Source organism: Enterocloster sp. OA13, assembly GCF_022440595.1.
GTDB lineage: Bacteria > Bacillota > Clostridia > Lachnospirales > Lachnospiraceae > Enterocloster > Enterocloster hominis.
Window position 1 is genome coordinate 6,854,950 of the sequence record NZ_JAKNTF010000001.1, and the last position, 14,514, is coordinate 6,869,463.

Genomic DNA, 14,514 nt, shown 5'->3' on the forward strand with positions numbered 1-14,514 from the left:
GACGGGCCGTCATTGCGGATCAGGGGTACGGCTGTGGGTAAGGAAGTGTGGGACGGCTAAAATGAAAGGTACGGAGTAACATATCATGAGGACACTGGGGACAAAGCGCAGATATCCGCATTTGTAATGGGCGGCATCTCCATGGCAGGTGGCACAGGCCCGTATCCAGCACTCCTGCGTTCCCGCGTGAAGGATAGGAAAAAACGCTGTGAGTAAAAGAATATTGGACATATTGCACAAAAATGAAAAACTAATTTGTTGCATATTTCTTATTGACAGTAGAACTAAAAATTGTTTATACTTAAGGCGCAATTAAAGAGAGAGCGTGTTACTGGTAAAGCAGGCATTAACTATAAAAGGACATTGGACACAGTGTTCTTTATGGTTAATGCCTTTTTTGCATGGCGCCGCAAATACCGGGGATACGCTGTGAAGTGCATGAGCAGAATATGCATGGGCAGGATATGCATACACAGGATGTAGAAGAACAGAGAATGGATTAAGATTGGAGAGAAAAGTATGAAAGACAAGATTTTTGGTGTACTTCAGCGCGTGGGACGAAGCTTCATGCTGCCCATAGCAGTGCTGCCCGTGGCGGGCCTGCTGCTTGGAATCGGCAGCTCATTTACCAACCCCACCACCATTGCCACCTATGGGCTGGGCAGGATTCTGGGAGACGGGACCGTGCTGAACGCCCTGTTGGTAATCATGAGCAAGGCCGGAAGCGTTATATTTGACAACCTGCCCATCATATTTGCAGTGGGTGTTGCCATTGGCATGGCCAAGGCGGAGAAGGAAGTTGCGGCCCTTTCCGCCATGATAGCGTTCCTGGTCATGCATATGTCAATCAATGCAGTGCTTACCATTTCGGGTAAAATACTTCCGGACGGAAGCATCGCACCGGGGGTCCTGGACGGAACCATTGCATCTGTGTGCGGCATGCAGACCCTTCAGATGGGAGTGTTCGGCGGTATCATCGTGGGGCTGGGTGTTGCGGCCCTTCACAACCGTTATCATAAGATCGTGCTTCCCAATGCGCTTTCATTTTTCGGCGGTTCACGGTTCATTCCCATTATCTCCACCGTGGTATACCTGGGAGTGGGCATCCTGATGTATTTTATCTGGCCTGTGGTGCAGAACGGGATCTTTGCACTGGGCGGACTGGTGACAGGGACTGGTTATGTGGGCACACTGATTTTTGGCATCATCAAACGCGCCCTGATTCCATTTGGGCTTCACCATGTATTTTATATGCCCTTCTGGCAGACAGCCGTGGGCGGGACCATGATGATAGACGGGAACCTGATCCAGGGCGGACAGAATATATTCTTTGCACAGCTGGCTTCACCGGATGTGGTACATTTCAGCGCGGACGCAACCCGTTATTTTTCCGGTGAGTTCATTTTCATGATATTCGGACTTCCCGGCGCAGCGCTGGCCATGTACCGGTGTGCAAAGCCGGATAAGAAGAAGGCGGCAGGTGGCCTGCTTCTGTCAGCCGCCCTGACCAGCATGCTGACAGGTATCACGGAACCCATTGAGTTTTCATTCCTGTTTGTGGCGCCAATGCTGTTTGCGGTCCAGGTAGTGCTGGCTGGAAGCGCCTATATGATTGCCCATATCCTGAACATTGCCGTGGGACTGACCTTTTCCGGCGGTTTCCTGGATCTGCTGATATTCGGTATCCTTCAGGGAAATGCAAAGACCAGCTGGCTATGGATCCTTCCGGTGGGAGTCATTTATTTCCTCCTGTATTACTTTATCTTCAGCTTCCTGATTAAGAAGTTCAACCTTAAGACCCCGGGCCGTGAGGATGAGGACGAAGAGACAAAGCTGTATACAAAAGCCGATGTCAACGCCAGGAAGGCGGCTTCTGCCAGCGGCACGGGTAAGGAGGATGGAACCGCGGACCCGTTAAGCGCCGAGATTGCAAGAGGCCTGGGCGGCGCAGGAAATATCACATCCGTGGACTGCTGTGCGACCCGTCTCAGATGTTCGGTGGACGAGGCGGGCCTGGTGGACGAGAAACTGTTAAAGGCAACAGGGGCAGTGGGCGTCATTAAGAAGGGACAGGGAATCCAGGTGATTTACGGTCCTAATGTAACCGTGATAAAGGCGAACCTGGAACATTTCCTGGAACATGCGCCTAAGGTGAAGGCAGGAATGACCGCTGAGGGTAACATGGAAGGCGGGAACGGGGCGTCTGAGGCTGTGGATGAGGCTGGTCTGACCGGGGCTGGCCTGACCGGGGCTGGTCTGACCGGGGCTGGAACCGGCAAGGGAGGAAACCCTGACAGGAAATTGCCCGGAAGCCATGTCCTTTGCTCACCGTTTAACGGAAAGGCGGCCTCCATTACCGAGGCAGAGGACGAAGCATTTTCCAGTAAGGCCATGGGGGACGGATATATGGTCATTCCATCGGATGGGGAGGTGGTTGCGCCGGAGGACTGCGAGGTTGTGTTTGTATTCCCGTCAAAGCATGCAATGGGCCTTAGGAATGAGGATGGCATGGAGTACCTCCTGCATGTGGGCGTGGACACGGTGAAGCTGGACGGCAAGGGATTTGAGACCTTTGTGACAGATGGACAGAAGGTGAAGAAGGGAAGCAGGCTCATGCATTTTGACCTGGATTTCATCAAGGCCAATGCGGCGTCTGAAGCTTGTATGGTTGTGTTCACGGGCCTGAAGGAAGGCCAGGAGATACATCTGACCAGGACCGGGGATGTGAAGGGGCTGGACGAAATCGGGTGGTATTAGGCGGCAGCAGATATAGGCTGACAGATGGCGTATAGTGATTCAGAGTTGTTCTTTCATACCCAAATATGCTATAATTCATTAGGAAAGCATCTGAGACAGTGTGAGATAAAAGCAGGGCATCAGGATTTGGATTAGTATCAGGATATCCGGTATGGGGAGGGATATATGTACCGCATCATAAAGGTTTTGAACAACAACGGAATACTGGTTCTGGATGTGGAGTCACGGCGGGAAGTCATCCTGTTAGGCAACGGTATCGGCTTCGGGCACAGGACTGGGGAGCGGATTGAATCCACGGGACAGGCAAAACGGTACGAGCTGGTCACGGGTAAGACATCGGCGCTCCAGCAGGTAAACAGTATCGAACCGGTGTACATCGAAGCTGCCGGCAGGATCATTGAAGAAGCGGAAGGAACCATGGGGGTGTTAAGCCACGATATCCTGATTCCCATGGCGGACCATATTGCCCTGGCGGTGAGCCGGGCCAGGGAGGGCCGGGAACTTCCCAATCCCTTCCGGCATGATATCAAGGCGTTATTTTCCAGCGAATACCAATCCGCCATGAAGGGCGTTGCTATCATCAGGGAACTGACCGGGGTGACCATATCAGAGGACGAGGTCGGATACATTACCCTTCACATCCATGCGGGCCTGTCAGAGGAAAATGTTGCGGCTGCCATGGACATGGCGCGGCTGGTACAGGACAGCATGCACCAGATTGAAAGCAGGATGGGATTTAACCTGGCTTCGGATTCGCTGGGATATAACAGGCTGGCAAGCCATATCCGGTATATGATTGCCAGGGCAAGAAAAGGAGAGCGGGCGGGCCTTGACATGCAGGATTACGCAAGGACCAGCTTCCCCAAGCCCTATGAGGTGGCGGAGAAGGTGTGCCGGGACATGGAGAAGCGCCTGGGGCTTCCCGTGGCGCCGGAGGAAACTGGCTTTCTGGCAATCCATATACAGAGGGTGATGCAGCAATAGAGCGTGTCCGGGCATTGGTACCTGCCCGGGCACGCTCCTGTTTTCTTTGATGATTTTTTCATGATGCTTACTTGTCAATGAACTGTCCCTGCGCGGTCCGGGCGCTGATGCATGGACGGGCGTTCGGACAGGAACAGGCCGGCAAGGGTTAATGCGATGCCGCATACGGCGGTCATGGTCACCGGTTCCTTTAATACAAGGGCGGAACTGACCGTGGTAATGACAGGCACCATGTAGATATACACACTGGTCCGGACAGAACCCAGGATTTTAACCGCCAGGTTCCAGGTGACAAAGCAGAGGGCGGATGCGCCCAGCCCCAGGAACAGCAGGTTGCAGAGATTTAAGGGGCTTGTGACCTGGCTCAGTGAGACATTGAAGTCCATCAGGGCCAGCGCCGGGATCATGAAGATAAGCCCATAGAAAAATGTGCGCCGTGTGGTCTGGATCGTGCCGTAGCCAAGGGCGCTTATTTTTTTGGTCAAAGTGGAATACACGGCCCATATGATGGCGGCGGCAACGGCCAGGATGTCACCCATTGGATTGATGGACAGGGAACTGCTTCCAAAGCTTAAAAGGAAGATTCCGGCCATAGCCAGCAGAAAACCGATGAAGAACTGCCTGCCGGGCCGTGTCCCCCCAAGGAACAGGCAGCTGAGGATAGCCGTGAAAAACGGTGCAATGGAGATGATGACGCCCACATTGGATGCAAGTGTGAAGGTAAGGGCGATATTCTCCAGCAGGTAATACATGGTTATGCCGCACAGGCCTGCCGCCATGAACAGCGGCTCCTGTCTGCGTGAATCCAGCTTAAGGGTTCTGGGACACACCAGCCACAGGGCCAGATAGCCCATGACAAAGCGGATGAACAGGATCTCCACAGGGGAAAATGTTTCTAACAGTACTTTTGTGGAAATGAACGTGGTTCCCCATATGAGGATGGTGATGAATGCGGCCAGATGGCCTGTGGGTGTTTTATCATGATTCATGGTGCGGCTCCTTTTCCGGTTCTTCCGGCTCTGATGCGGTGGTAAATATTTTCTGGTACTGCCTGGGGGTCAGTCCGATGAATTCCTTGAAGAAATTGGTAAAATGGCTCTGGTCTGAGAATCCGGCCATGGCGGCCGCATCCACGGGAGCAATGCCCTGCTCCAGGAAATGCTTTGCCTTATCAAGGCGGATGGTCTGCAGATACCGGTAAGGGGATACCCCAATCTGTTTTGTAAAGGAACGGAGCAGGTAGGATTTCCCAAAGGTGGTCATGGCTGTCAGCTCGTCAAGGGATATGTTGTCTGAAAAATGCTCCTCCATATAGGTGCACAGCGACTGTATCTGCGGGTCGGGCCTGGAGATGGTCTCCTCGCTGAAAGGCTCTGCATATTCCTGCAGAAGCTGTTCCAGAAGAAAGAACAGGGACTCCTCCTTTTCCAGTTTGGACGCATGCCTCAGTATGGAGTCATAGAGCGCTGCCACGGACCGGGTGATGTCGCTGCGGTACACCACATTCTGGGTGAAATACGGGCGGAAGCATTTGCCTGTAATCTCTTTGACGGACTTCTCCATTATCTCAGGCTGGATGTTTACCGCGCGGTAATCCAGAAGCTCGCCGTCCACCGGCGCGCAGCAGTGGTTATCCCTGGGGTTGAAGAGGATTAAATCCCCGGCGCTTACATCGCATTCCTGGTTTTTACACCACAGATGGCGTCTGCCCCCCTCCACAAAACCTATGACATAACATTCATGGAAATGATTGGGGAATTTTTGTACGATACCGCTGAGCTGGTAAGCTTCCAGCTCTAAGTCACGGTCATAATGGACATGGCGCTGTTCCTGGTTCTGTATCATTGCAGATTACCTCCGGTTCTGTCTGGCTGTGTCCGTCCTGTGGTATCAGGGCTGCCTGGAGCAGTCTTGCACAATTGGCGCTGCCTTGTGCATCTGGTGTTACCCTGTAACTGGCGCTGCCTTGTGCATCTGGTGTTACCCTGTAACTGGCGCTGCCTGGCACACCTGATGCCGCCCGTTGCCAGGTGTAGGATAGCTGGTGGGATACGGACACATCATAGTGTAGCATATTTTTGCGGGGATTTCTTGGATGATATGACACCGGGTGAAAAAAATCTTGATTTTTGTAAGGAATGATGATACTCTAAGGGTAACATATCACACACAGCCAGCTCCTGAACCATCACAATCAGGAGGGCAAAAGAATGAATTTATTTGATTTAACAGGCAAGAAGGCAATTGTAACAGGCGGAACCAGAGGTCTTGGCTATGGAATGGCTGAAGGGCTGATGGAAGCAGGCGCCGAGGTGGTCATATTCGGAAGCAGCGAAAAGGTACATGATGTGGCTGCCGGATTGTGCCATAAGGGGCTTAAGTGTCATGGAATCGCAGTGGACCTGGGGGACAGCGCTGCCAGGGCAGCGGCATTTGACGAGGCGGTTAAGAGTCTGGGAGATCTTGATATCCTGGTGAACTGCGCAGGAATCCAGAGACGCCACAAAAGTGAGGAATTTCCCCTTGACGACCTGGCAGACGTGATGAACGTTAACTTTACTGCCTGCTTTGAGCTTTGCCAGATGGCGGCCCGCGAGTTCATTGCAAAGGAGAAGCCTGGCAAGATCATTAACATTTCCTCCATGCTGGCATTCTTCGGAGGAATGACCGTACCTGCTTACGCCGCATCCAAGGGCGCAGTGACACAGATGACCAAGGCATTCTGCAATGAGTGGGCCAGCAAGGGCATCAATGTTAACTGCATTGCTCCGGGATACATGGACACGGAGATGAACACAGCCCTTACAGATCCGGCGAACCCAAGGTTTGCCGAGATTACCAACCGCATTCCCGCCCGCCGCTGGGGCACACCCGACGACATGAAGGGAACCGTGGTATTCCTGGCATCACCGGCCTCCGACTACCTGAACGGGGCAGTGATTCCTGTGGATGGGGGATATCTGGTTAAGTAGATTTTATGTGGACCGCTTATAGTAAATAGAATATACCAACACCGCATTCCGTGCATATGGATGCGGTGTTATTTTTTTATGCTAAAACTGCCCGTCTGTATTGACATTATGGGTAAAATGTGCTTAAATTAAGTCATAACAACAAAAAAGGAACATTGTTCCGAAATGCGGAACAATAAGAGCTGGCTGTAAAAATTATCTGTGTGAATGTGTGTTAGATGTGGATGTAACTGAGATGTGGATGTAACTGAGATGTGGATGTAACTGAGATGTGGATGTAACTGAGATGTGGTTGTAGCTAAGTTTTGGAAAGGGCTGAAATGTAACAAGCATCCGTCAGCCATACGTAGCCAATACAATGTAAATGAAGCAAGGAGGATTACAAATTATGAAGACTTTAGTTTATGCAGCGCCGGAAAAAGTGGAAGTCCGTGAAATGCCTGTTCCCGAGCCAAAGGAGGGCCAGGTCAGGATCCGTGTATCTTACTGCGGGATCTGCGGATCGGATATCGGGATATTTGCAGGCAAGCATCCGCGTGCAAAGGCTCCCCTGGTACTGGGACATGAGTTTATAGGAACCATTGATGCGGTTAACGGAGGGAGCGGTAATTTTAAGGTCGGCGACAGGGTGTCTGCCTATCCCCTTCTTTCCTGCGGACATTGCTTTGCATGTAAGACAGGAATCCCCCATGTGTGCCAGACCTTAAAGCTCATCGGCATTGACGTGGACGGCGGGATTGCAGAGTATGTGACCTGTGATGAGGATGTGCTGTTTAAGATTGACGAGGCTGTTTCCGACAAGGCGGCAGCTGTCATTGAGCCCCTGGCCGTCATCGTGCGCACCATGCACCAGGCCAGATTCCAGACCAGGGATACGGCTGCAATCATCGGCGCAGGCCCTATCGGACTTCTGACTGGCATTGTGTTAAAACATGCAGGCGCTTCCAAAATCATCATCTCGGATGTGGATGATGCAAGGCTTGCCATGTGTAAGGAATTTGGATTTGAGACAGTGAATGTGAAGAATGAGAGCATGATTGACTATGTGAACCAGGCAACGGGCAGCGTGGGAGTGGACGTGGTGTTTGAGTGCAGCGGCTCTGAGCCGTCAGCCCTGGAAATCACAAAGCTCTGCCGCATTGGAGGCATGATCTGCCTTACGGGCGTACATAAGGTTCCCCATGCAGTGAACCTTCAGGATGTGAACTTTAAGGAACAGACCCTGGTGGGCAGCCGTGTATACACACTCCGTGAGTTTGGCCAGGCAGTGGAGTATGCAAAGGAGATTGCTCCTGAGTTAGAGAAGATTGTTACCCATGTTGTTCCGTTAGCTGAGTCTGAGAAGGTCTTTGACCTGATTAAAGACCCCAGTGAGATGACGGTAAAAGTACTGGTTGACTGCCGGTAATATCAGGAAGGAGAAGGACAGCCCATGAAAATCATTGTTACGGATTGCGACCACGATAAGATGGTTCAGGAGGAAGAGGTATTTGCCAAAGCCGGCATGACCTTTACACACCTTGCCTGTAAGACTGAGGACGACCTGATCCGCCAGGCCAAGGGCGGGGAAATCATGCTGACCCAGTACGGTCCCTTCAGCCGCCGCGTGATGGAGGCCCTGAAGCCGGAACTGAAGCTGATTTTAAGATACGGCGTGGGTGTGGATACCATAGACTTAAAAGCAGCCACCGACCTGGGCGTGCAGGTATGCAATGTCCCGGATTACGGCATGAATGAAGTGGCCGACCAGGCCATGGGCCTGATGCTGGGCCTGGTGCGCAAGATATGCGAGATGAACGACTGCACCAAGCACAGGACCTGGAATTATACAGAAGCCATCCCGGTACACCGCATTCCCGGTTCCACGGTGGGAATTGTGGGCTTTGGACGCATCGGCCGCACCTTTGCAAAGAGGATGATGGGCTTTGACTGCCGCCGCATTGCCTGCGACCCTGTTTATGAGGTGGGAAGCGTGCATGACGGAGTGGAAATCGTGACATTTGATACACTTTTAAAGGAATCCGATATGATTTCCATCCACTGTCCCCTTCTGCCTGAGACCACCAACCTGATTAACATTGACGCATTCAGGAAAATGAAGCCGACTGCATTTGTGGTCAACACGGCCAGGGGAGGCATTGTCAACGAAGGGGACCTGCTAAAAGCCCTTCAGGAAAAGCTGATTGCGGGAGCGGCCCTGGACGTGGTATCCGAGGAGCCTATGGAAGTGGGGGCAGCCCTTTTCCAGTTTGATAACTTCCTGTGCAGCCCCCATATGGCCTGGTACTCCCAGGAATCCGCCCTTGAGCTGAAGCGCAAGATTGCCGAAGAGGCAGTGCGCTTTGCCAATGGGGAAGCAGTGAAATATCCAGTCAACCACTTATAAGAACAGCCTGTATGGCTGGGACGGTACCGGGTCGTAATCGCGCATTTGAGGCGGTTAAGGCCTGGTTTCTTTTTATCCGGCTTAGAGCGTGTTTGAAAATTGCTTTCCGTCGGCTGTGCGTCCCACTTTGTGGGAGATTTGGTCCCGATGATGGAGGCGTAGCGGGCTACGCTGACTGAATCGGGGCCAAATATACCGCGAAGTGGGGCGTGCAGACGGCGGGAATGAATTTTCAAACACGCTCTAGGGCGCGGAAATTCATTCCCGCCATCTGCATGTCCCAGCCCATTCATTTTCACCATTCCTTGCGCCCATTCCTGAACTATGCTATGATACAGAAATAAACAGTAAACAGAGGATGGAACAGTTATGGCAAAAGAGACAATACAGTCCGTGGAGCGGACCTTTCAGGTAATAGAGCTGCTGGCGGAAAAGGGCGCCATGGGTGTCAGGGAGATTGGGCATGAGACCGGCCTCCACTCCACCGTGGTGCACCGCGTACTGGGGACATTGGTAGACCTGGGATACGCGGGGCAGGAGGCGGAAACCGGCAAATACCTTCTTACCTATAAAATGCTGGCAGTGGGCAACAGCATCCAGGAACGCAACAGCGTGGTGAAGCTGGCCCATCCATACCTGGCGGCCCTGTCGGAGGAGTGTAAGGAAACCGTGCATTTTGTGGAACGGGCAGGGACCAACATACGTTACATTGACAAGATCACGCCTTCGGCCAACATGTTTGCAACCGGCTCCCATGTGGGCCTTGAGTTTCCTCTGGCAGGGACCGCGGTGGGCAAGGCCATCCTGTCCGAGCTGTCCGAGGCCGAGGTAAAGGCTGTGTGGGATGACAGCCGGATCGTGCAGTATACGCCCAACACAATCTGCGACCTGGACCGGCTTCTCGCGGAACTTAAGGATACCAGGAAAACCGGGTTTGCCTATGATATGGAAGAAAGGGAAGCAGGACTGTTCTGCGTGGGAGTCAGCGTGCCGGACTATAAGGGCGATTATGTGTACGGAATCAGTATTTCCGCCCCGTTAGCAAGGATGCAGGAGGAACGTCTGGAGGAAGTGAAGAAGCATCTGTGGGAGACGCGTGAACGGATCATAGGTGTGATTGGTAAAAAGAAAAACGGATAGAAACAGGAGTATCGAGATGAAATCACTTGTAATAGCTGAAAAACCGTCGGTGGCCAGGGACATTGCCCGTGTACTTAAGTGCGGTAAGAACATAAACGGAGCCATTGAGGGGGACCGGTATATTGTCACCTGGGGGCTGGGCCATCTGGTGACGCTGGCCGATCCTGAGGATTATGATAAGAAGTATAAGGAATGGAAGATGGAAGACCTTCCCATGGTACCGGACGTGTTCAAGCTGGAGGTCATCGGGCAGACAGCCAAGCAGTATCACGCGGTGAAGGCCCAGATCCACAGACAGGACGTGGGGGAAATCATCATTGCAACGGATGCGGGGCGTGAGGGCGAACTGGTTGCCAGGCTGATACTTAAGAAGGCGGGAAGCAGCAAGCCAATAAAGCGTTTATGGATATCATCGGTCACGGACAAGGCAATCCGCGAAGGCTTTGCCCATTTAAAGGACGGCAGGGAATATGACAGCCTGTATGACGCCGCCATGTGCCGGGCGGAGGCGGACTGGCTGGTGGGAATCAACGCCACCAGGGCACTGACCTGCAAATACAATGCCCAGCTTTCCTGCGGCCGCGTCCAGACCCCTACCCTGGCAATGATTGCAAAGCGGGAGGCGGACATCAAAAGCTTTGTCCCAAAACCATACTACGGGCTTCAGGCCAGGAAGGATGGGCTGGTATTCACCTGGCAGAACCGTGCGTCCGGAGGCTACAGCACCTTTGACAGGGAAATGGCCCAGAACCTGCTTACGCGCCTGAAGGGGGAAAAGGGTGTGGTGGACGAGGTGAGAAGGACGCCGAAGAAAACATCTGCCCCTCTCCTTTATGACCTGACTGAGCTGCAGCGGGATGCCAACAAGCGGTTTAACTATTCTGCCAAGGAGACGCTTAACATCATGCAGCGCCTGTATGAGAACCATAAGGTGCTGACCTATCCCAGGACGGATTCCAGATATCTGAGCAGCGACATCCTGCCGACCCTGAAGGAAAGGCTTAAGGCATGCGCGGTGGGTCCCTACCGCACGCTGGCAGGGCGCCTTACCATGCAGGCCCTTCCGGCCAAACCGTTTTTCGTGGACAATTCCAGGGTATCGGACCATCATGCCATCATCCCCACAGAACAGTTCGTGCAGCTGGACCATATGACCATTGATGAGCGGCGGATTTACGACCTGGTGGTGCGCAGGTTCCTGGCTGTGATGTACCCGCCCTTTGAATATGAGCAGACCAGCCTGATTGTTAAGATTGGAGGCGAAAGCTTTGTGGCCCGCGGGAAAATCGTAAAGGACCAGGGCTGGAAGGCTGCCTATGAAAACATTCAGGATGAGGACGAGGAGGATGAAAAGGAAGTAAAGGAACAGCAGCTGCCGGATCTGAAAAAGGGGGATGTGATTGGGAATCTGGGCATTTCCATGACAGAAGGCAGGACAAAGCCGCCTGCGCCCTTTAATGAAGCCACCCTGCTGTCCGCCATGGAGAATCCGGTGGCCTACATGGAATCCAGGGACAAGGAACTGGCCCGGACCCTTGGGGAGACAGGCGGGCTGGGAACGGTTGCAACCAGGGCGGATATCATCGAAAAGCTGTTTTCAAGCTTCCTTCTGGAAAAGAGGGGAAAGGACATATATCTTACATCCAAGGCCAAGCAGCTTCTGGAGCTGGTTCCCGGGGACTTAAAGAAGCCGGAGCTGACAGCGGACTGGGAGACAAAGCTGTCAAAGATAGCCAAGGGAAGCCTGAAGCGGGGCGTATTCATGAAGGATATACGGACCTATTCCCAGGAACTGATTGGACAGATTAAGGCCGGGCAGGGAAATTTCCGCCATGACAACCTGACCAATACCAAGTGCCCCGTCTGCGGGAAGCGCATGCTGGCCGTGAAAGGAAAGAACAGTGAAATGCTGGTGTGCCAGGACAGGGAATGCGGGCACAGGGAAACCATTTCACGCACCTCCAATGCACGCTGTCCTGTGTGTCACAAGAAGCTGGAGTTAAGAGGCAAGGGAGATGCCCAGATATTTGTGTGTAAATGCGGATACAAGGAAAAGCTGACCGCATTCCAGGCGCGCAGGAAAAAGGAGGGCGCCGGGGTATCCAAAAAGGATGTGGCCAAGTACCTGAACCAACAGAAAAAAGAAGCGGAAGAGCCTGTGAATAACGCCTTTGCACAAGCGCTGGCAGGACTCAGGCTGGACCCTAAAGACTGAAAAACTCCTTGACAATTCAGTTGGGAAATGCTAATCTATATATGCAGTTAGGAATGACTAATGTCCTGACTGCATATTTTGAAATACATAGTTAGCGTAAACTTACTGAAGAGCTATTGGGGATTTATTGAGAACTTACTGAGAACTTACTGCATGAAGGAGAAAACATGATGCCATTAACCATGGCAGAAGCCGGGAAAGCAGTGTCCATCATTCAGATTGGCGAGGCGTGTGGAGAATGGTTAGTCAAAACTATTTCATTGTCCCGATACATGAAAGAAGGGTAAAGGAGGAAATCATACTATGTGGCAGAAAGAACAGGTCATCCATAAGCTTCAGAGAAGCGGCAGGCGTGTAACCAGACAGCGGGAGGTACTTCTGGAAATCATCCTGGACGGTTCCTGGAGCAGCTGCAAGGAAATATATTATGAAGCAATCAAGCGCGACCCGTCCATCGGTCTGGCAACCGTGTACCGCATGGTGGGTACCCTGGAAGACATCGGCGTCCTGACCAGAAGCTACCGCTACTGCCTCCCGGCCAAGGAGCGGCAGGGTGGATGCATGAGCGCCTGAAGGAATGGCTCCATTCCATATCAACTATTTTCACTATATCCGTAATAACGTAAGCCGTAAGAGCCAGTATTCCCATATCCGGGTTTGAGAGGATGAGGGGGATTCTGGCTTTTGTTTATTATCAGATGCCTGTCCCTTCTTAGCGGGAGTAGAGCGCCCCATGTGGTTCATCATACCTTCCGCCATATATCGTCAGCCCAACCTTGTCCCATATATCGTCAGTCCACCCCAATCCGCCCCCCATCATCGCCCCCGCCCTACCCCAAGCCATCCCCAACCTAGCCCCTACCCCCAACCTAGCCCCTACCCCCAACCTAGCCCCATCCCCCACCCTACCCCCATCCCCCATCCCATATCATCACTTCCGATGCCGGATTTCCCATGACCAGATGGATTATTTCCCGTCTTACCATAAAATTACCATTCATATACAAATTTTTCTTGACATTCACCCCTCTTCACCCTTTACACTATAGGTGTCCCGGGACAAGGAGGAATCACATGACAATAAAAGAAGTGGAATTACAGGTGGGTATCACAAAGGCCAATATCCGTTTTTATGAAAAAGAAGGCCTGTTATCCCCTGTGCGGAGTGCAAACAATTACAGGGAGTATAGTGCGGAGGATGTGGAACGTTTAAAGAAAGTACGGGTCCTGCGCATGATGGGGATATCCGTGGCTGATATCCGCCTGTTCATGAACGGCCAATGCACCATGGCCAGCCTGCTGGAAAAGCGGGTCGTGGAGATAGAAAAAGAGGAAGCGGCCCTGTACCAGATCAGGGAATTATGCCAGGAGGTCAGGGAAATGGACTGGAGGTTCGAGACACTGAATCCGGGCTTTTTGGAACTGCGCATGAGCGAACTGAAGATGATGGGAGGGGAATTTATGAAGAAAGACAGGATTGACCGTCTGTGCAGGCTTAGGGACATGGCATTTTTGTTCTGTTTCCTGTGTATCCTTTCAATGATTGTGTTTCCGGTGAACCAGGTGCTTGGAATAGGGATGCCTGACCGGCTGCTGCGGATATGGAAGATCGTCCTATGCATTTCCCCGTTCCCGGCCCTGATACTCTGGAGCATCACGGCCGGAAGGGCCAGGTGGGGCGTGCCGGATATGAACCGGATCCTGACAGACAGCGGAAGCACCCTTAAAAATGTGGAGAAGGAAAAAGGGAAAGCCTACGAGAGGGCGTGGAGGTTTAACCAGGTATGCCTGCTGTCGCTGCTCATCATTCCGGTTAACCGTATGTTGGAAATCACCCTTCCCGTGTGGGTGACGGTCATATGGGTGGTTGTGGTGTTCGGATCGGCAGTGGTGCTTATGATCATGAAGAACCGGTGATCATGAAGAAGTGGTAGATATGAAGAACCGGTAAAACGCAGTCCCGTTGCCCGCTACCCATTGCCCGATACCCCTGGCCCGCATTTCCCCCAAACCCACGGTTGCGTTCAGATGGAAAAGAATGGTATACTAAACACATACTT

General features: G+C 52.5%; 11 protein-coding genes and 1 pseudogene. 10 read left to right on the forward strand and 2 right to left on the reverse strand.

Annotated elements, in window-relative coordinates; genetic code table 11:
- The first annotated feature begins 519 nt into the window (after nt 1-519).
- The gene (locus MCJ35_RS30885; RefSeq protein ID WP_025483691.1) at nt 520-2,757 is read left to right on the forward strand and encodes a PTS sugar transporter subunit IIABC; all 2,238 of its coding nucleotides are present in this window, start codon (nt 520-522) and stop codon (nt 2,755-2,757) included.
- A 165-nt stretch (nt 2,758-2,922) separates the two neighbouring features.
- Nucleotides 2,923-3,741, forward strand: coding sequence for a PRD domain-containing protein (locus tag MCJ35_RS30890; protein ID WP_025483690.1), 819 nt, complete (start codon nt 2,923-2,925; stop codon nt 3,739-3,741).
- A 74-nt stretch (nt 3,742-3,815) separates the two neighbouring features.
- On the opposite strand, the gene MCJ35_RS30895 is transcribed toward MCJ35_RS30890, so the two are convergent.
- Nucleotides 3,816-4,730, reverse strand: coding sequence for a DMT family transporter (locus MCJ35_RS30895; protein ID WP_008721160.1), 915 nt, complete (start codon nt 4,728-4,730; stop codon nt 3,816-3,818).
- On the reverse strand, nt 4,720-5,586 hold the full coding sequence (locus MCJ35_RS30900; protein WP_008721162.1) for a helix-turn-helix domain-containing protein: 867 nt from the start codon (nt 5,584-5,586) through the stop codon (nt 4,720-4,722). The genes MCJ35_RS30895 and MCJ35_RS30900 overlap by 11 nt, the downstream gene beginning before the upstream one ends.
- A gap of 365 nt (nt 5,587-5,951) precedes the next feature.
- Between MCJ35_RS30900 and MCJ35_RS30905 the strand changes: the two genes are divergently transcribed.
- The 8 genes and pseudogenes from MCJ35_RS30905 (at nt 5,952) to MCJ35_RS30940 (ending at nt 14,371) form a co-directional block, all read left to right on the forward strand.
- The gene (locus MCJ35_RS30905) at nt 5,952-6,713 is read left to right on the forward strand and encodes an SDR family oxidoreductase (RefSeq protein WP_025483689.1); all 762 of its coding nucleotides are present in this window, start codon (nt 5,952-5,954) and stop codon (nt 6,711-6,713) included.
- 388 nt (nt 6,714-7,101) lie between these two features.
- Nucleotides 7,102-8,121 (forward strand): zinc-dependent alcohol dehydrogenase, encoded by a 1,020-nt coding sequence (locus MCJ35_RS30910; protein ID WP_025483688.1) that lies wholly within the window; start codon nt 7,102-7,104, stop codon nt 8,119-8,121.
- Between the two features lie 24 nt (nt 8,122-8,145).
- Nucleotides 8,146-9,099, forward strand: a complete 954-nt coding sequence (locus MCJ35_RS30915) for a C-terminal binding protein (protein ID WP_008721169.1) — start codon at nt 8,146-8,148, stop codon at nt 9,097-9,099.
- An 11-nt stretch (nt 9,100-9,110) separates the two neighbouring features.
- Nucleotides 9,111-9,443, forward strand: a pseudogene (locus MCJ35_RS32465) (DUF6783 domain-containing protein).
- 25 nt (nt 9,444-9,468) lie between these two features.
- The gene (locus MCJ35_RS30920; protein ID WP_025483687.1) at nt 9,469-10,239 is read left to right on the forward strand and encodes an IclR family transcriptional regulator; all 771 of its coding nucleotides are present in this window, start codon (nt 9,469-9,471) and stop codon (nt 10,237-10,239) included.
- Between the two features lie 16 nt (nt 10,240-10,255).
- A complete protein-coding gene (locus MCJ35_RS30925; protein ID WP_025483685.1) occupies nt 10,256-12,454 on the forward strand; it encodes a DNA topoisomerase III in 2,199 nt (732 codons plus the stop codon).
- 303 nt (nt 12,455-12,757) lie between these two features.
- Nucleotides 12,758-13,027 (forward strand): Fur family transcriptional regulator, encoded by a 270-nt coding sequence (locus MCJ35_RS30930; RefSeq protein WP_008721174.1) that lies wholly within the window; start codon nt 12,758-12,760, stop codon nt 13,025-13,027.
- Nucleotides 13,028-13,528: 501 nt separating this feature from the next.
- The gene (locus MCJ35_RS30940; RefSeq protein WP_025483683.1) at nt 13,529-14,371 is read left to right on the forward strand and encodes a MerR family transcriptional regulator; all 843 of its coding nucleotides are present in this window, start codon (nt 13,529-13,531) and stop codon (nt 14,369-14,371) included.
- Nucleotides 14,372-14,514 lie beyond the last annotated feature (143 nt).

Excerpts from the sequence above, each read along its gene's own strand:
- MCJ35_RS30910 (WP_025483688.1), top strand. The coding sequence starts at position 7,102 with ATGAAGACTTTAGTTTATGCAGCGCCGGAAAAAGTGGAAGTCCGTGAA.
- MCJ35_RS30940 (WP_025483683.1), top strand. The coding sequence starts at position 13,529 with ATGACAATAAAAGAAGTGGAATTACAGGTGGGTATCACAAAGGCCAAT.
- MCJ35_RS30915 (WP_008721169.1), top strand. The coding sequence starts at position 8,146 with ATGAAAATCATTGTTACGGATTGCGACCACGATAAGATGGTTCAGGAG.
- MCJ35_RS30925 (WP_025483685.1), top strand. The coding sequence starts at position 10,256 with ATGAAATCACTTGTAATAGCTGAAAAACCGTCGGTGGCCAGGGACATT.
- MCJ35_RS30885 (WP_025483691.1), top strand. The coding sequence starts at position 520 with ATGAAAGACAAGATTTTTGGTGTACTTCAGCGCGTGGGACGAAGCTTC.
- MCJ35_RS30900 (WP_008721162.1), bottom strand. The coding sequence starts at position 5,586 with ATGATACAGAACCAGGAACAGCGCCATGTCCATTATGACCGTGACTTA.
- MCJ35_RS30920 (WP_025483687.1), top strand. The coding sequence starts at position 9,469 with ATGGCAAAAGAGACAATACAGTCCGTGGAGCGGACCTTTCAGGTAATA.
- MCJ35_RS30890 (WP_025483690.1), top strand. The coding sequence starts at position 2,923 with ATGTACCGCATCATAAAGGTTTTGAACAACAACGGAATACTGGTTCTG.
- MCJ35_RS30905 (WP_025483689.1), top strand. The coding sequence starts at position 5,952 with ATGAATTTATTTGATTTAACAGGCAAGAAGGCAATTGTAACAGGCGGA.
- MCJ35_RS30930 (WP_008721174.1), top strand. The coding sequence starts at position 12,758 with ATGTGGCAGAAAGAACAGGTCATCCATAAGCTTCAGAGAAGCGGCAGG.
- MCJ35_RS30895 (WP_008721160.1), bottom strand. The coding sequence starts at position 4,730 with ATGAATCATGATAAAACACCCACAGGCCATCTGGCCGCATTCATCACC.